The sequence below is a fragment of the Streptomyces griseosporeus genome (genome assembly GCF_014656055.1).
In the GTDB taxonomy this organism is placed as follows: Bacteria; Actinomycetota; Actinomycetes; order Streptomycetales; family Streptomycetaceae; genus Streptomyces; species Streptomyces griseosporeus.
The window spans coordinates 137913-154523 of record NZ_BNBR01000001.1 but is presented as its reverse complement, the minus strand read 5'-3'; the positions used below and the strand labels follow the sequence as shown (position 1 = coordinate 154523).

At 70.1% G+C, this 16611-nt stretch carries 14 protein-coding genes; 6 read left to right on the top strand and 8 right to left on the bottom strand.

Annotation, left to right across the window (positions count from 1 at the left end; translation table 11 throughout):
* The first annotated feature begins 210 nt into the window (after positions 1 to 210).
* The 3 genes from IE308_RS00570 (at position 211) to IE308_RS00560 (ending at position 1837) form a co-directional block, all read left to right on the top strand.
* Positions 211 to 606 (top strand): hypothetical protein, encoded by a 396-nt coding sequence (locus IE308_RS00570; RefSeq protein WP_110635698.1) that lies wholly within the window; start codon positions 211 to 213, stop codon positions 604 to 606.
* 309 nt (positions 607 to 915) lie between these two features.
* Complete coding sequence (gene mscL / locus IE308_RS00565) at positions 916 to 1359, top strand: large conductance mechanosensitive channel protein MscL (protein WP_110635701.1); 444 nt, start codon at positions 916 to 918, stop codon at positions 1357 to 1359.
* Between the two features lie 322 nt (positions 1360 to 1681).
* Positions 1682 to 1837, top strand: coding sequence for a DUF6131 family protein (locus IE308_RS00560; RefSeq protein ID WP_099054574.1), 156 nt, complete (start codon positions 1682 to 1684; stop codon positions 1835 to 1837).
* Between the two features lie 510 nt (positions 1838 to 2347).
* Here the strand turns inward: IE308_RS00560 and IE308_RS00555 are convergent.
* From IE308_RS00555 to IE308_RS00525, 7 genes are all read right to left on the bottom strand, one after another.
* Positions 2348 to 3748 (bottom strand): NAD(P)/FAD-dependent oxidoreductase, encoded by a 1401-nt coding sequence (locus IE308_RS00555; protein ID WP_190216092.1) that lies wholly within the window; start codon positions 3746 to 3748, stop codon positions 2348 to 2350.
* Entirely contained in the window at positions 3741 to 4931 is a 1191-nt protein-coding gene (locus tag IE308_RS00550) for an MAB_1171c family putative transporter (protein WP_190216091.1), read from the bottom strand. The genes IE308_RS00555 and IE308_RS00550 overlap by 8 nt, the downstream gene beginning before the upstream one ends.
* On the bottom strand, positions 4931 to 5545 hold the full coding sequence (locus IE308_RS00545) for an ImmA/IrrE family metallo-endopeptidase (protein WP_190216090.1): 615 nt from the start codon (positions 5543 to 5545) through the stop codon (positions 4931 to 4933). The genes IE308_RS00550 and IE308_RS00545 overlap by 1 nt, the downstream gene beginning before the upstream one ends.
* Positions 5542 to 6129 (bottom strand): hypothetical protein, encoded by a 588-nt coding sequence (locus tag IE308_RS00540; RefSeq protein WP_190216089.1) that lies wholly within the window; start codon positions 6127 to 6129, stop codon positions 5542 to 5544. Before IE308_RS00540 ends, IE308_RS00545 begins: the two co-directional genes overlap by 4 nt.
* A gap of 354 nt (positions 6130 to 6483) precedes the next feature.
* Positions 6484 to 7995 carry a glycoside hydrolase family 43 protein gene (locus IE308_RS00535; protein WP_190216088.1) on the bottom strand — a complete coding sequence of 504 codons (1512 nt, stop codon included), beginning with the start codon at positions 7993 to 7995 and terminating at the stop codon, positions 6484 to 6486.
* 547 nt (positions 7996 to 8542) lie between these two features.
* Positions 8543 to 10096 carry an alpha/beta hydrolase gene (locus IE308_RS00530; protein ID WP_190216087.1) on the bottom strand — a complete coding sequence of 518 codons (1554 nt, stop codon included), beginning with the start codon at positions 10094 to 10096 and terminating at the stop codon, positions 8543 to 8545.
* A 467-nt stretch (positions 10097 to 10563) separates the two neighbouring features.
* Positions 10564 to 11034, bottom strand: a complete 471-nt coding sequence (locus IE308_RS00525) for an RICIN domain-containing protein (RefSeq protein ID WP_229908636.1) — start codon at positions 11032 to 11034, stop codon at positions 10564 to 10566.
* A gap of 193 nt (positions 11035 to 11227) precedes the next feature.
* On the opposite strand from IE308_RS00525, the gene fxsT reads away from it, so the two are divergent.
* A complete protein-coding gene (fxsT, locus tag IE308_RS00520) occupies positions 11228 to 13507 on the top strand; it encodes an FxSxx-COOH system tetratricopeptide repeat protein (protein ID WP_190216085.1) in 2280 nt (759 codons plus the stop codon).
* Here fxsT and IE308_RS00515 read toward each other — a convergent pair.
* Complete coding sequence (locus IE308_RS00515) at positions 13481 to 13711, bottom strand: hypothetical protein (protein ID WP_190216084.1); 231 nt, start codon at positions 13709 to 13711, stop codon at positions 13481 to 13483. The genes fxsT and IE308_RS00515 overlap by 27 nt on opposite strands.
* 476 nt (positions 13712 to 14187) lie before the next feature.
* On the opposite strand from IE308_RS00515, the gene IE308_RS00510 reads away from it, so the two are divergent.
* The gene (locus tag IE308_RS00510; protein ID WP_190216083.1) at positions 14188 to 14649 is read left to right on the top strand and encodes a hypothetical protein; all 462 of its coding nucleotides are present in this window, start codon (positions 14188 to 14190) and stop codon (positions 14647 to 14649) included.
* A 5-nt stretch (positions 14650 to 14654) separates the two neighbouring features.
* Positions 14655 to 16559, top strand: coding sequence for an ATP-binding protein (locus IE308_RS00505; protein WP_190216082.1), 1905 nt, complete (start codon positions 14655 to 14657; stop codon positions 16557 to 16559).
* Positions 16560 to 16611: the final 52 nt, after the last annotated feature.

The following is a 16611-nucleotide window of genomic DNA, read 5'->3' as shown; positions in this document are numbered from 1 at the left end:
CCGTGCGCGAAGATGGGCACCTTTGGTGACCGAGATGCGGCTTCCTGAAGGCTCACCGGCCGAAGCGTGACATGCGGTCGGTCTCCGCCCTTGCGCCCCCTCGCGCCCTTGGTCGACGCGATGCGACCTTGCCCGCTCGGCATCACCTCGCCACAGTGCGGAATGAGGCGATCAGACCGATCAGACCGATCAGACAACCGAGGAGGCTCCATGCCCCACAATCTCAGCGCTGAAGCCGGGCCCGCAGCGACCACATGGCGTCGGCTGACAGCAGTCGGCGCAGCGCTGACCGCCGCCGGCACCCTTCTCGTGGCGGCCGCGACACCGGCCAGCGCCGAGGTGAAGTCCACCTGCGGCACCTACATCTGCGTCGCCACCGCTTTCCAGGGCCGCGATTACGTACAGGACATCACCGTCACCACCCGGGACGGCCTGCCGGGGACGCTGCGGGCCTTCGTCGGCGACTACCGGGGGAGCAAGGCGAACGTCTCGCAGTGGCGATTCGTCGTCAACCGGGAGATCCGGGCCTACCCGAGGCTGGCCGTATGCGGCGGGCTCGACCGTGGCGGCCGTTTCATCGAGAACCACTGCGTGATGATCCCCTGACCCCGACGCGCGCTGACAACTACGCCACGCAACGCCCCCACGCTCAGCAGACACCCTTTGCCCCGCCCATACTCGCCCGTGGCAAGAGCAACGGGGGCTCGGCCGTCGCGGCCCCCGGCCGCCCTGGGATGTGATCGCTGCGGTGCACCCGCGGACACGACCCGGCCCGGCCGCGCAGAACAGCCCCGGTCTCGCGCGGCGCCTGAAGCAGGCATGGGCGAGGAGTGGCAGGGCATCCGAGCGAAAGTGGCAGCCGACTACGCCCTCGGCTGTCACCTGGTGACGTCAAGAGCCTGTAAGGGGTGAGAGGTGAAGGGCTTCCGCAGCTTCATCCTGCGCGGCAACGTGGTCGACCTGGCCGTCGGCATCGTCATCGGGGCAGCGTTCACCGCAGTAGTGAACGGCTTCGTCAGTGCCTTCCTGACACCACTGGTCGGGCTGGCCACCGGAGCCGCCGGCAACATGAGCCGCAAGACCTTCACCGTAGGTGCCACCGAGTTCCCCTACGGCGTCTTCATCAACGCGGCGATCAGCTTCCTCCTCCTCGCCGGTGCCCTGTACTTCCTTGTCGTCCTCCCGATCAACAAGCTCCACGAACGCCTCGCCCCGCACCACGACGTCCAGGCACCCAAACGGGACTGCCCCGAATGCCTCAGCCCCGTCCCCGCCCAGGCCCGACGCTGCGCGTCCTGCACCGTTCCCCTGCCCGCCGTACCCGCCCAGGCCGGGGAGACCACCCAGCGCGCCGGCTGACCCGGCGGCGGCCTGGACGGATCGCTGTCGCCGTCCAGGCATGCCAGGCGACCGGCGCGGAGGTGCTTGGGAGGCGCTGCGCCGATGGCCGTACCAGGCTGGTGGTGCGGCCCCGTCTCTGACAGCTGAGGACGGCCATGCCGCGGGCGATGCGTGAGAGGCCCGCGCTGTCACCACCTGCCGAGTCTCCCTCTCCCACACGGCATGCAGCTCTCGCAGCTCGGGGGCGACACGATTCGGTCCCGAATGCGGGCACGGCCCTTTTCCAGCACCGAGCTGGGGTCCACAGTGAAGGCAGCACTACTTCGCACCGGAGGCGGTCATGCTCCTCCTCGGCATCATTCTGCTGGTAGTCGGCTTCGTCACCGGCATATCGATCCTGTGGACGATCGGGATCATCCTTGCGGTCATCGGTGCGGTCCTGTGGATCATGGGTTCCATGGGACACGCGGTCGCCGGCCGTCGGCACTACTGGTAACGCTGCCTGGGCACCCAGGGCGGCACCGCCCTGGGTGCACGCTGACGCACGGGCCCCTGCGCATGGCCATGTGCGGGATCGCCACGCGCCTGCGAGGCCTGACGGGCCAGGGAGCCGGTGAAGACCGGGCCTAGCGCTCTGGTCATGGCCGGGTCGTGTTGTGGATCCTGGGCTCAGCCAGCCATGCAGCGGCTGTCCGCACCAATGGTGAGGGCCGCTGGAAAGGGAGGTGCATCCCCTGGTCGTGGCATGAGCAGCACCTACTGTTGCCGGCTCTCGTCGCTGATGCGCTGCGCGGAGTCGCGGGCCTGGTCGGCGACCGTGCGTTGCCGCTGAGGCCTTGCGCGGTGTCCGATGCGGAACCCATGACCCGCTCCCGCAGTCCGGTGACCTTTCCGGGCTACGGGGAGCGTCCCATACGCGGTATGGGGAACGGCACGTGGTGGGGCCCCGTACGTCACCCGTACGGGGCCTTGAGGGGGTTGCCCATCCGGGCAGGAATGATCTTGGTCAGTTCAGTGCGCTGTTCCGCTCGGCTTCAGTGAGGGGGGCGGCGTTGAGGAGGGGCTTCTTCCGGCCGAACAGCATGGGCCACACCATGTCGGGGGAGAACAGCCGGGTGGCCGGCTTCTCCAGGCTCATGACGTCCAGCAGGGCGGCCAGGGCACGAGGGTTGCCGGCGCCGGTCTCCACGCAGCGGTCCACGTACCGGGCGAGGTACTTCTCCACGGCGGTGGGCGGGGTGTCGGTGGCGCCCGGGTAGAAGGCGTCCTGGCCGACGGCGAGGTCCCAGGCGGCGGCCACCGGACGGGACGCGGCGCGCTGCGCCCTGCGGGCGGTTCCCGATGCGGTCAGGGGTGCGGTGCGCAGGATGTTCCTGACGGCGAGCGCGCACTGGGCGGCCACAGTGAGGCCGTGCCCGTAGACGGGGTTGTAGCTGGCGATGGCGTCGCCCAGGACGAGGAAGCCGTCCGGCCAAGCGCGCATCTTCTCGTAGTAGCGGCGGTGGTTGGCCGTGCTGCGGGTGGTGGCGACGTCGCTGAGCGGTTCGGCGTTCTTCAGCAGCTCCCCGATGACGGGGTCGCCCAGGCCGAGGGCGAAGTCCTCGAAGCGGTCAGGTTCGTCGGTGGGTTCGCCGCCGCGTGTGCCGGCGAGGGTGACGATCCACTGGTTGTTCTCGACGGGCAGGATGATGCCGCCCTGGCCGGGGGCCTTGGCGGGGTTGGCCTGCACGTTGATCAGCGGGAAGTCCGTGTCGGCCGTGGTTCCGGGGGCCCGGTAGAGGCGGGTGGCGTAGGCGACGCCGGCGTTGACCTCTCGTTCGCTGACCTTGGGCAGGCCGAGGGCTTCAAGCCACTGGGGTGCGCGTGAACCGCGGCCGGTGGCGTCGACGACCAGGTCGGCCGTGAGGGTGTCGTCGCCGTCTGCGCCCTGGACGCGGACGCCGGTGACGCGGGTGGCCGTGCCCACGAGGTCGACGGCCCGGGTGTCCTCGCGGAGCGTGATGCGCTGGTCGTTGAGAACGCGGGTGCGCAGGACCGAGTCCAGCAGGGGGCGGGAACAGACGAGGTTGCGGTGGTGGGTGCTCGTGAAGCGCCGGAACCAGACCTCGTTCGGGGCCCGGGAGACCATGTCGCCCATGATGTGCACGAGCCGTGCGCCGCTGGCGACGACGTCGTCGACGACCCCGGGCAGCAGGTCGTTGAAGGCCTTGACGCCGCCGCTCCACACGAGGTGGGCGTGTTTCGCCTGGGGAACGCCGCGGCGCGCTGCGGGGCCGTCGGGCAGGGTGTCCCGTTCGATGAGGGTGACGTCGGCGAACTCGGTGAGCGCGGCCGCGGCGAACAGGCCGGCGGCGCTGGCGCCGATGACGAGGGCGGTGGGCCGTCGGGTGGTGGCTATGTCAGGCATGCGTGTTGGCGCTTTCTGTGGTGGTCACCCGTTGGCGGATGGAGTCGAAGAGGCGCGGGCGGGACAGGGCCCGGGCTACCTGGTCGAGGTGGTCGATGACGTCAGGGCCGATGCGTGGGATCTGGTCGCCGGTGTGGCGTGGCTGCCGGCGCTGGTAGGCGTCGGCAGCGTCCTGCAGGGCGATGGCGCCGGCGATGCCCTTGGCCTGCTCGTCGTCGAACTCGGCGAGGGCGGCGGCGTGGGCTCGCTGGTAGGTGTCGTGGCAGAAGTACGGGGCGAGCAGGCGCAGGGCGTCGTGGATGCGCTGCTGGCGTTGGAGGAGGCGCAGGTCGAGGGGGACCCACCAGCCGAAGCGGGCCGCGGCCGCGGCCGGCTGAACGACGCGGACGGTGCGCCAGAGCGCCCTCAGGCGTCGGTAGTCGCGCAGCTCCCGGCCGGACTTCTGGAACCAGGGTCCGATCTGGGGGGCGATGAAGCCGAGGGCGACGAGGACGGCCTCGAGCAGAGCGAAGGGGGGCGCCGCCTTGGTGCTCATCCAGTCGAGGTTGTGGCCGGTCCAGCGGGCGGACACGGCGGCGAGTTTGGCCGCGTCGAAGACGAGCCCGGAGGCGTAGCCGACCTGGAGGCAGACGAGCCCGGTGCGCAGCCACCGGTGGGTGACCTCGGGGTACCACTTCCAGAGCATGTACGCGGCGATCAGGGACGACACCATGTGGGCGAGAACGTAGAGCAGGGTGTGCTCGCGCATCCACGGCGTGGTGGCGTAGTAGGTGTCGAGGTCGTAGATCCGCGGTTCGGGAACGTCGGCCAGGATGAAGGTGACCCACAGGGCGGCGATGATGCCGGCGTAGATCCAGTAGATCGCGCGCATGCGGCGGTCACGCCGCTTGGAGGGGGGTTCCCGCCACCGCATGATCATGGTCAGACCGGTGGCGCAGAACGCCGTGAGGAAGCTGTACGCCCATGGGGCCGCGATGTTCGGGATCCCGGTCCAGACGTTGAGCCGGTGGATGTTGGCAGGTGTGATGACGACCAGGACCGCGGTGGCGCAGGTCAGCAGGATCGTCGTCGCCCGTACGTCGGCGTCCTTCATCGCCCGCAGGAACGTGGGGGCCTTCAACAGCAGGGCCGTGGCCAGGAGCACGGTCGGCAGGACGTACGGGATATGGAAGTGAGGGCTCATCAGAGGATGCGTCCGCCGCGGTTCAGCAGGGACAGGTTCAGGCGCCCTTCGACGGTGCTGGGATTGACCGGGTCCTGAGCGTAGCGGCCGGTCATCCAGGTGCGTGCTTCTCGGCCGAAGAGCAGGCCGAACGTCTCGGCGTCCATCTCGGCGGCGGCGACCAAGTCGGAGCGGGCGGCCACGGCCAGGATGGCGTCACGGGGGATCTCGTCCACGGCGAGTACCTGTTCAGCGGCGCGGCGGATCGCGTCGGCCGCCTGGTCGGTGATAGCGGCGCGGGCGGCCGCGTTGATGCCTGCGAAGTTGTAGCAGGAGTCACCCTGGGCCTCGTGCCACAGCTCGTGTCCGAGGATGACGAGCTGCGCTTCGGGGTGCATGTTCTGCTCGACCACGATGACGGATCGCTCGCCGAAGTCGATCCGCATCCCGGAGACGGGGACGGGCAGGTCTGCGGGGAAGACGCGGAAGGCTAAGTCGACAGGCCGGTCCAGGCGGTTGCTCAGCGCTCGGCAGAACTCCCGCATGACGGCCTGCGGTTCGGCCGGTCGCCGAATGGCCTTCGCGGCCTCCTTGGCCAGGGAGGTGAGCAGGTCCTTCATCGCGCGCGTGCTCATCGCCGCGGGTCTCCTTCCGGAGGCACTACCGACTTGATCACGCCCTCGAGAAGCATCTCGAGCTGGTCCTTCGTCATGGTTCCGTGGTGGCGGAGGTCCATGGCTTTCACGCCGAACTTCGCCATCAGGGCATCGATGGGGTCCCGCTGCGGTTCCTCATACCTCTCCAGGATCTTCAGCAGTGCACGGTTGAGGGCATCGGCCGGTGAGGCGGTGAAGAAGGCCTCCCCGCCGTCGACCTTGAAGAAGTCGACCAGTCCGTGCAGCAGTGTGACGTTCGGCGTCTTCTCGCCCCGCAGGAGCTTGCGTGCCCACACGTCGGAGATGGAGAGCTTGCCGGCGACCTCCGAAACCAGGTCGCCGAACCTCTTCCGCGTGCGGGCCGCGTGGGCGTCGGCGAGCACCTTGATCCGGGAGCAGACGCGTTCGTCGACGGTGTCCGGCGGCAGCTCCTCACCCCGCAGCAGGGCAAGCACCGTGCCTACGGGCATGGCGGTCTGATCCGCCAGTTCTTGAGGGCTGAGCTCCTGCTCCGCGGCATGATCTCTCAGGCGCCGCAGAGTCTCATGGAGAGAAAGCTCCACCGAATACTCCTGGGGTCAGGGGGACGTGTCGCGGATCGAACAGTACGCGGATCACCCCCATGCACTCAACGATCGTTTCGTGACACAGAACGATCGTTGACACACTCGCCAGATCCGGACCGGTCGGATGCTCCATCGCAAGCAGGAAGCCATCTGACAGAACGTTGGGGCACGCCGTGTGCGTAGGGGGCGCGCCGGCCGGGGCCCGCAGGGAGGTCGACTACCCGGCCGCGCCCGGCAAGGCCGCCGGGCGGCGCGTCGCCAGGAACTGGCCGGCCGCGGGTGGGGCCCTGCCCGCGGCCCCAGCCGCATCCCGCCCCGCTACGCCCCACCCGGGCCGCGGTTCAGGACCTCTCAGTCATCGAGGGGTTCGTACTCGAACCAGTCGAAGTGGACGGTGCCCTGGGCCGCGTACATGCCGAGGATGCGGCCGGTGAAGCCACCGGCGACCTCGGTCGACAGGTAGCGGCCGTCGAGCGAGGCGAGCGCGGTGAACGTTCCGTCCGGACCCTCGAAGCCGAGGGAGACGACATCGGGCCCGGTGAACGGCCCACGGTCGGACGGCGGGTCCGTGACCGTGACGCCGAGGACCAAGGGCCCCGCGGGTACTTGCTGTTCTGCCACCACGCTGCGCAGGTCACCGATGCGCGCGACCACCTGGACGTGCGTGCCGGTCGCCTCCACGGCGTAGTGGTGCCGTTCGTCGAGCCGGACGGCGAGGCCGCCGCGCCCCTCGGACGGGTCGATCAGGGTGCGCGCCCGGCAGTTGAGGTGCTGCTGGCGGCGGCCCGTGAACACCACGTCGGGCTCGTCCAAGGAGCTGCCCCGCGCGCGCAGCGTCAGCCAGCCGGAACGCTCCTTGGTGGTGTGGTGCTCGGCGGGCCGGTCGCGCACCGAGATCCAGTAGGGCCGCAGCTCGGCGCCGTCGAAGTCGTCTCGCCGCTCCTCGGCCGGAGCGGGGGAGAGCGGCCAGGGGAGCGTGCCGAGGTCCAGGGTGACCTCGCCGACGACGGGCCAGCCGTCCTCCCAGGTCACGGGGGCCAGGAAGGTCTCCCGGCCGAGCACATGCCAGAAGGGCGTGCCGCCGCGTGCCCGGACACCGAGGAAGAACATCCACCAGGAGCCGTCGGGGCCCTGGACCAGGTCGGCGTGTCCGGTGTTCTGGATGGGGTAGTGGGTGCCGCGGTGGGTGAGGATGGGGTTGGCCGGGCAGGGCTCGAACGGGCCGTCGGGGGTGGAGGCGCGGGCGATCGAGACCGCGTGGCCGCGTTCCGTGCCGCCCTCGGCGATGAGCAGGTACCAGTAGTCACCGATGCGGTACAGGTGCGGCGCCTCCGGAGCCAGGGCGCCGGGCGCGCCCGACCAGAGCGGCTGCGGGGTGCCGTACGTCTCTCCCGTGGTGGGGTCGAGCCGGACCTGGCTGATGCCGGCGACCGTGCACCAGCAGGTGCCGTCCTCGTCCCAGGCGAGGTCGGGATCGATATGGGGCACACCCGGCGCCCACACGGGGTCCGACCACGGGCCGGCCGGGTCGGTGGCCGTGACGATCAGGTTGCCGCCGCCCTCATGGCAGTTGGTGACGATCAGCCAGAACCGTCCGTCGTGATACCGCAGGGTGGGGGCGTAGATGCCGCCCGAGGAGTGCATGGAGGCCGGCAGGGTCAACTGCTCGGGCCGGTCCAGCACGTTGCCGATCTGGGTCCAGTGGACCAGGTCGCGGCTGTGGAAGAGGGGTACACCGGGGAAGTACTCGAAACTGGAGCAGGCGAGGTAGTAGTCGTCGCCGACGCGGCAGATGCTCGGGTCGGGGTGGAAGCCGGGGATGACGGGGTTCGTGGCGCGGGCGGGCCGGTTCTCAGCGGGCACCCTGGGGTGTCCTTTCTTCGGTGGGCGGCGGGGGACGGCGCTCAAGGAGCGTCCGGCTTGGTGCGGGTGATGCGGAGCAGCGCCGCGCAGGGTGCGGCGAGCAGGGTAACGGTAAGGCCGACGGAGTCCGGGTTCCAGAGGGCTAGGGCCTCACATGCGGCGGGAAACAGCACGTGGGAGCGGGTCGCGCCGGCCGCCCGTTCGGGCAGCCGAACGGCGGGGGTCTCGGCGCCGCCCGGGCGGCGCCAGGCGGTGAGGTGGGTGGTGGCGGGGGTGTGCAGGGCGAGGACGATCCAGGGTCGTCCCTGGGGGCAGGTCGAGGGGCCAAGAGGGCACCGCCCACTCGCGGATGATCGGCGCGGATGGCCCGGTACAGCGGCCCCTGGCGACAGGTCAGGTGGGGTGTGGCTCCTCGGACCCTGCCCCGTCGGGGCACGGCGGGCCATGTCCGACCGACCTGCCGAGGCCATCGACGACTCGTGCCGCGAGCAGCAACGCGACTGCGCCCGTCGACATCACCACCATGCTCCAGACCTGGGCGCACGCCTCAGGACATGGTGCCCCGGCATACCGTTCCCATGGCTGGGGTGCGGCCGGTGCGGAGGTATTGGTCGACGGCTTTGGTGACGCAGCGGTTCTGCGGGTATGTACCGTGGCCCTCCTCCTCGGCCGTCAGGAGCACGCCGACACCGTCACCCAGGGCGCGGGCCATGTTGCGGGCGCCGGGATACGGGGTGGTCGGGTCGCCGGTACCGCCGACCACCAGGACGGGGGCCGCGCCGTCGGCGTTCACCTGGGGCGTGACGCGCTCGCCGTGGAACGGCCAGTCGTAACAGAGGTAGACGCCGTTGGACCAGGCCGCGCCGAAGACGGGCGAGGCGGCCTTGACGCGGGCCTCGTCCCGGTCGAGGCGGTCGAAGTCGGGGCGCAGGCTGGAGTCCGCGCAGGTGATCGCGGTCTGGGCGGCGCGGCTGTTGTCGGGCGGGGTCGCCGCGCGGTCGGCGGCACCCATGTCGTCCGCGCCGTCGCTCAGCGGACCACCGTCGTTGTGGTCGATCAGCGCGGTGAGGGCCTCGGCAAGCGGCGACCATCCGTCCGTGCCGAGGTCGAGATAGTCGCTGACGGCGTAGGCGAGGTCGTCGGCGTCGAGGGTGTTTCCTCCGCCGGCCGGGGCGGGCTTCTTCTCCAGGCGCTGGGCCAGGCGCGCCATGCGTTGCGCGGCCTCCTTGGGCCCGTCGCCGGTGGGGCAGGGCCGGATTCGGGCCGCGCAGTGCGCAGCGAACCGGTCGAAGGCCGCCTGGACCGCCTTGACCTGCGACACCTGCTTCTCGTCGAGGTCCTTGGTCGGATCGACGGGCGCTTCGAGGACGAGCCGTCCGACGTGCGAGGGGTACAGGTGGGCGTAGACCGCGCCGAGCGTCGTGCCGTACGAGACGCCGAAGTAGTGCAGCCGCTCGTCGCCGAGGAGATAGCGCATCAGGTCGAGGTCGCGCGCGGTGTGCGAGGTGCCGACGTACGGGAGGAGCGCTGCGGAGTGCTTGGCGCAGGCGCGGGCCCCGTCGTAGCCGGTGTCGTCCGCGGTCTTTCCGCAGCGCACGGGGATGGTCGCGCCAACGCCGCGCGGGTCGAACGAGACCAGGTCGTAGCGGTCGAGGAGCGGCTTGTACTGGTTGAGGAGGTCGGGCAGTTCGCTCACGCCGGACACGCCGGGGCCGCCGAAGTTGAGGACGAGCGAGCCGATGCGCTGGGCGTTGGGGCCGGTGGCTTTGCGGCGGATCAGGGCGACGTCGATCGTCCGGCCGTCTGGTTTGCGGTAGTCGAGGGGGGCTTTCATGGTGGCGCAGTCGTAGCCCGTGCGCGCGGTGGGCGGCGAGGTGCAGGGGGACCAGTTCAGGTGCTGGCCGGTGGTGAGCGCGGTGGGCAGACCGGCGGGCGGGTTGTGCGCGGTGAACTCCGTACGCGGCTCTTCACTCCGGCCGCGAGCGTCGCGCTGGAGCCAGGCGCCGACGACCCCGAACGCGACGAGGACGACCCCGGCGATGATCATTGCACCGACCGAGAGGCCCGGTCCGCGGCTTCGTATCGGATGTCCGTCACTCATCGAAATCCCCGCGCTCCCGCCCCTGGACGCCCGCCCCGTGCCCGCATGCCCGTGTTCGTGATCGTCCGATCGTCGAATGAGTGCAGGGTACAAGCCGTCCCCGTGAGCAGGCCCGCACGGAGCAGGCCCGTCGTGATGCGGCCCGCGTGGCTGCCCGGGAGCGGGTGGAACGTGAACGTGGGGCCTCGGCCCGCTGAGGCGGTCCGTCAGGCTCTGCCACCGAGCCGACCGTACTCGCTGAGCTCCAGCACTGCGTGACAGGCACCGCGCCCTGCTGGCCAAGGCGTGCGAGGAGGTCTGCGGCCCGGCACCTGATCCGGCGCTGCTCGTGTACACCGCGCCGCAGGTGGCACAGCGAATCCGGTATGAGCGGCGTTGGCCGCGCTGCGTCGGCCGGCGCGCTCGGTTGTTGGGCGGCGGGCCGCCGGTGAGGGCGGCCCGCCCGGTTCACGGGGTCGGCCGGCGGCTCATACCGGGTCGATCACCCAGCGGGACGCCGTGCTGATGGTGGGCTGGAAGACGACCGTGGCCCCCACCTGTCCGCTCGCGTGCAAGTACTTGCCGCTCCAGTTGTGCTGGATGGACTTCGGGCTGCCGGACGTGGTCGTCCACTTCTGGTACGCGCCGCCGTTGCAGGGGAACGTGTAGACGTCCGCGCCGTTCCCGTCGAGGCAGTGGCCCGACGCCGGGTTCCTGAAGACGCCGCCGCTGATCTGCCACACCTGCTTCGCGCTGCGGTCGCAGGTGCCGAGGACCAGGTCGCCCTTGCCGCCCGAGATGTTGACCTGGAGGCAGGAGTTGCTGCTGTTGCCGTTGATCACCTGGTAGTTCACGGCCGTCGGCTGGGCCGAGGCGGTGCCGCCGACCAGCAGCGCCGAACCGCATGCGAGTGCCGCGCCCGCGCCGGCGAGTCGGGTGAGGCGTGCCTTGAGTTCCATGGTTGATCCCCTCGTCGAGTTCAGGTCGTTGGCGTGCTGTCTGTGCCGCCGTCCACGTTGCCGGGTGGCGCGGCTCGGGCGCGGTGGTCCCGGAGGAGTCCGGATCCGCGGGGTGTTTCCGCTGGACACGCCGCGTCCGCGCGCTCCGGAGCCCGGACGGTTGCGGAGGGCGGAGCGGGGGAAAGCCGCGGACATGGGGGGACCTGGCTCACCACAAAGTTGGTTCGTCAACCGGTTGCAGCGGTTGCGCACGTCCGCGGGCTCACCAGCCCAGGCGTTGTTGCTGGCCCACGACGAGCACAAGGTCCTCACCCGGTCGTCGCTGTCGGACCTGCTGGCGGGCAAGTTCAGCAGGACGCCCCCCTGGGAGCGGGTCGCGGCCTATGTGACCGCCTGCGTCCGCGCCGCGCACGCCGGCCGGATCGACCTCTCCTACGAGGAGGAACTCGCGCGGCTGCGGAGCGACCACGCCACGCTCACCGACCTGTTCGAGACCGCCGGCGGAAACGTCGGCGCGCCGGCGACCCGCCTTCCGGGCCCGCGGCGCCGTCCGGCGACCTACCGGCTGCCGCCGCGCAACACCCACTTCACCGGCCGCGACGCCGCCTTGCGCGAGTTACGGCAGCGCTTGACCTCGGGCGGCGAGGGCGCGATGCAGGTCGTGCACGGCCTGGGCGGCGTCGGCAAGACACAGCTCGCGGTCGAGTACGCCTACGTCTACTGGTCGAAGTACAGGTTCGTGGCGTTCGTGGACGCCGAGGACCCCGATCTGGTGCCCTCGCAGTTCGCTGCGCTGGCCCGGGAGCTGGGACTGGCGGAGGTGAACTCCGAACAGATCGTCCCCCGGGTCTACGGCGCACTGCGGGACCAACGGCCCTGGCTGATCATCTTCGACAACGGCGAGAGGCCCGGCCCGCTCCTGGACGCGCTGCCGTCGGGTGATCTGGGCAGCGGCGGCCACCTCATCGTCACGACCAGGCTGCGCGGCTGGTCGGGCAGAGCCGGCGTCGTCGACCTGGACGTCTTCTCCCGGCAGGAGGCGGTGGAGCTGCTGACCCGGCGGGTGTCCGGCATGACCGCAGCGGTGGCGGACCGGATCGCCGAGCACCTGGGGGACCTGCCGCTGGCACTGGAGCAGGCGGCCGGGTACATGGACTACCACCACACCGCGCCCGCGGAGTACCTGGCTCTGCTGGCGTCGCGGCTGGAGGACATGATCGCGCTGGGCGAACTGACCGACCGGCCCGCGGTGGTGGTCTCGACCCTGTGGCAGCTCAGCGTGCGCAAGCTGCAGAGCCGGCGGCCGCAGGCCATGCGGCTGCTGGAGCTGTGTGCGCTGCTGGCACCGGAACCGATCCCGCTGGACCTGTTCGGTGACGGCAAGGAACCGCTGATCGCGGCGGCTGCCGACCCGGTGGCGTGGGACACGACGGTCGGCGCTCTGGCCGGCCTGGGGCTCGCCCGGCGCGGCGCGTCCTCCCTGGTGCTGCACCGCCTGGTGCAGGCCGCCATCCGCGCCGCGATGCCGGACGACGTGCGCACCGACGGGCGCACACGGCTGTGCCGGGCGCTGCTCTCGGCCGTGCCGCACGACATCCACGGTGACCCGCAGGCGCCGTCGCGATGGCAGGAACTGCTCCCGCACGTGCGCGCGGTGACCAAGGACGAGCCGCCGGCCGGGTGCGCCGCCCAGACGGCGACGCTGCTGCGGCTGGCGTCCGCCTTCCTCCTCTCGATCGGGGAGCACTCGGTGGCACTTCCCCTGTGCGAGCGGGCTCTCACGATCGACGAATCGCTTGGAGAGCGGGACGCGGAGATCGGCTTCGACCTGATCACCCTGGCGCAGATCCACCGGGACCGCGGCGCCCCGGAGCGGGCGCGTCCGCTGGCGGAACGTGCGCTGGGCCTGCACGAGTCCTGTCTACCCGCGGACAGTCCCGCCATCGCGACGGACCTGGCTACCCTGGCCCGGATCCGCCACCTGCTCGGTGATCACGAGGCGGCGGTGCCCCTGGCCGAGCGGGCGCTGCGGATCGACGAGGCGGCGTACGGGCCGGACGACCCGTACGTGAGCTTCGACCTGATAGCCCTGGCCAGTGTCCACCTCGACCGGGACGACCACGCCGTGGCCGCGCCGCTGATCTCCCGGGCGTTACGGATCCGCGAGGCCGGCTACGCGCCGGACCACCTGTACATCGGGTACGCCCTGCTGCTCAAGGCCCGGGCCGTGCACGCGCTGGGCGACCCGACCGCGGCGGCCCTCGCGCACAGGGGCGCACTGATCCTGAACACCCGGCTGGGCACGTCCCACCCCAAGACGGAGGACGCCCTCGCTCTGGCCAAGCGCCTGCAGGAAGGCGGCAATTGCCGCGAACACGGGGAACGCTCCGCAGCCGCCCAGACTCACGACACGGAGCCCCCCGCACCGGTCATGGACTCGCGTCCGTCACGGGCGCCGGGGGCGGATACGTGAGCCGTCGCGGGCGGTGAGGTGCGGGGTGGCCTTCCGAGGCGGGGTGATGAAGCCGCGGATCGTGGTCGGGATGAGCACGATGCCGGAGCCGGAGCCGGAGCCGGCCCGCCCGGAGGACGGGCCGCCGCCCGTGGTGTGGACGAGGCCTCGTACGGATCGCCCGGCGCTGAGGGTGATGTCGGCTGGAAGGCCATCGAGATTCACGCGTTCGTCCCGATGGAGGACATCGACCCTATCCGCATCGGCGACGGCTACTACCTCCAGGCCGGCGGCACCGTTGCGTCAAGCCGAAGTAATGACGGCCAGCGAGGTGCGCCTAAGAGCGGGCACAGGCCAAGAGCGCCGTATCCGTCCGCTGGCGTCTTTCGACGACACGTCATGCGTGCCCACCCGTCGATTGCGCTGCACAGGAGTCCGGCAATCGTCCACGTGCTCAGACACAGTCGTCCGGATTCCGCCTTTGTCGCGGGCCGAGACCTTGAGTGTGATCACCATGGTCTCGCAGTCCGCTAACAGCAGCAGCCAGCGCGAGCAGCGTTTGAACCAGCGCCATGGCAATCTGCTGGTCCGGCAACATACGTCCGCCGGTTGAGCGTTCGGGTCCTGGTGGGAACTGACTCTCGTCTCCGTTCGTCACTCCATACGAAGTCCATGGCGACGCACGGTGAGGATGGTGAGGTATGGATCCGGTGTCGGTGGGGTTACTGGCGGCGCTAGCCGGTGGGGCCGGCGGGGAGCTGGGCCAGCAGGTCTGGGCGGGGCTGAGTGCACTGGTGCGGCGCCCGTTCGGCCGGGACGACGGGGGGCGGGCCCCGACACACAGTTCAGGGGAGGTAGAACTGGTCGGCCTTGCCGCCAACCCGAATGATCAAGACCGGGCGCAGGCGTTGAGTACGGCTCTGGCGGTGCGTGCCGCGATCGATGACGACTTCCGTTCCCGTCTTGCGGCATGGCGGGCGCAGGCGGAACTGGTGCGTGCCGGGGGCGGGTCGGTAACCAACACCGTCAGTGGCGGTACCCAGAACGGGCCGGTCATCCAGGGCCGGGACTTCGCCAACCTGGCCTTCACCACCGCGCCCTCGCCTTCCCCGCGATCTGCCTCCGGCGCTCCCGGGGACAGCGCAGCCGACTCGGCACCGTGACTGACGTGGGCGACGCCCGTGAGGGCGGCGCGACGAGCAACACCATCACGGGTGGGTCCTTCTTCAACGCGGTCGTCCAGGGCCGGGACATCACTGTGCACCTGCCGCCGGCGATCACCCCGGCGCTGTCCGGGCTGCCCGCCCCTGCTTCTGCCTTCACCGGCCGTGACAAGCACGTCGAGCAACTGCTGGCAGACCTGGCCCCCACCATCGGCGGCGCGGGCGGCGAGCAGCGGGGAGTGCCGGTGAGCGCGGTGTCGGGACTGGCGGGCATCGGCAAGACCGAACTCGCCGTCCAGACCGCCGCCCGGGCCCTCGGACAGCCGGGTTGGTTCCCCGGCGGGGTGCTGTTCACCGACCTCGCCGGCTACGACCCCGAACGCCACGTCCCCCCGGAACGGGCCCTGGAAGGACTGCTGCGCTCCCTGGGCATTCCCGGCGAGCACATCCCCAACGGCCTGGAAAACCGGCAACGCCTCTACCGCAGCGTGCTGGCCGCGTACGCCCGCGAGGACCGGCGCATCCTTGTCGTCATCGACAACGCCTCCACCAGCGGCCAGGCCCGCCCGCTGCTGCCCACCGACGGTACTACTGCGGCCGTGGTTACGTCCCGCCACACCCTCGACGGTCTCGACGCTCGCCTCCATGACCTCGACACCCTCAGCGAGGCCGCCTCCATCGCCGTGCTCGACCAAGCCCTGCGCCACGCCCGCGGCAACGACGACACGCGCTTCGCCGATGACATCCAAGCCACCGCCGTGATCGCCCGCTTGTGCGCGGGCCTGCCCCTCGCGCTGCGCATCGCCGCCGCCATACTGGCGGCCGCCCCCACCCGGCCGGCCGCATCCCTGGCCGCCGCGTTGCAGGCCGAACACACCCGACTGGACAAACTCGCCCGCCCCGACCGCGCCGTACGTGCTGCCTTCGAGCTGTCCTACCGGCACCTCACCCCCGACCAGGCCCGCATATTCAGACTGCTGCCCATCGACCCCGGCCCAGATCTGTCCACCGAAGCCGCCACCCACCTTGCCGACACCGATACGGACAGGGCCGAAGATCTGCTGCGACACCTGGCCGACGCGCACCTGATCGTGCCCGGGCAGGTCTGGGGCCGCTGGAGTCTGCACGACCTGATGCGCCTTTACGCCGATGAGGTTGGTCATCAGCACCCCCACCAGCGCAATGCCGCGGAATACCGCCTGCACCGACACTATGTGATGAAATCCAGAGCTGCACGCTCCCGCATAATTGAAAAAGAGCGTTCAACTCCTCTACGCGAGCAAGCCTCTCAGTGCTTCTCTGGTATCTCTGAGGCAATTTGGTGGTTCAAGGAAGAGCACTCGAACCTGATCGCTCTGATCACGGGCGCCCCGGTGCGCAGCAGAGCAGTTACCGCCACTGTACTTGCGGGATTTACCGCACCTTACCTCAGAACGGGACATCACGTTGAGGACCTCCTTGCGATCGCCGAAACACTGAAGACTCTGTCCCTTGAACGTGCGGACACTCCGGCACGACTGGGCCTGTCACTACTCATGGTCAGCTACGAGCTTGATCGGGCCCATTACAAGTTAGATGCAGTCAACTTACTCATGGATGCCGTCGAATGCTTCCGGGAGTGCGAAGACCCTGCAGCCGAAGCTGTGGCCATTGCGGACATACGTCACCATCTGCTCGGGATTCTCCGTTCGGGTGCCCTGTCCAAGACCTGCGCCTTGAGGCTTCTTCGGCTCATCGTCACGCACACTCACTGCGTGGACCCCGAGCACAGGGAACAGAACAGCACTACCTCTCGGACGTGTTGGTGTCGTGGGTGCTGGAAGTGGCGGATCACGGAAGCCAACAAGAACATTCAGCGGAAAGGTCATAATGAACTACTCGTTCATGGACTCCCAGGGTCTTTGCCGTAACCACCGACCCTGACTGTTCGCGCTGAGACTCAAGGACTCAGGACAACGCACC

Coding starts and splice junctions, on each gene's coding strand:
- IE308_RS00525 (WP_229908636.1), bottom strand. CDS start 11,034: ATGGAACTCAAGGCACGCCTCACCCGACTCGCCGGCGCGGGCGCGGCA.
- IE308_RS00510 (WP_190216083.1), top strand. CDS start 14,188: ATGGATCCGGTGTCGGTGGGGTTACTGGCGGCGCTAGCCGGTGGGGCC.
- IE308_RS00560 (WP_099054574.1), top strand. CDS start 1,682: ATGCTCCTCCTCGGCATCATTCTGCTGGTAGTCGGCTTCGTCACCGGC.
- IE308_RS00550 (WP_190216091.1), bottom strand. CDS start 4,931: ATGAGCCCTCACTTCCATATCCCGTACGTCCTGCCGACCGTGCTCCTG.
- IE308_RS00530 (WP_190216087.1), bottom strand. CDS start 10,096: ATGAGTGACGGACATCCGATACGAAGCCGCGGACCGGGCCTCTCGGTC.
- fxsT (WP_190216085.1), top strand. CDS start 11,228: ATGGGGGGACCTGGCTCACCACAAAGTTGGTTCGTCAACCGGTTGCAG.
- IE308_RS00570 (WP_110635698.1), top strand. CDS start 211: ATGCCCCACAATCTCAGCGCTGAAGCCGGGCCCGCAGCGACCACATGG.
- IE308_RS00545 (WP_190216090.1), bottom strand. CDS start 5,545: ATGAGCACGCGCGCGATGAAGGACCTGCTCACCTCCCTGGCCAAGGAG.
- IE308_RS00555 (WP_190216092.1), bottom strand. CDS start 3,748: ATGCCTGACATAGCCACCACCCGACGGCCCACCGCCCTCGTCATCGGC.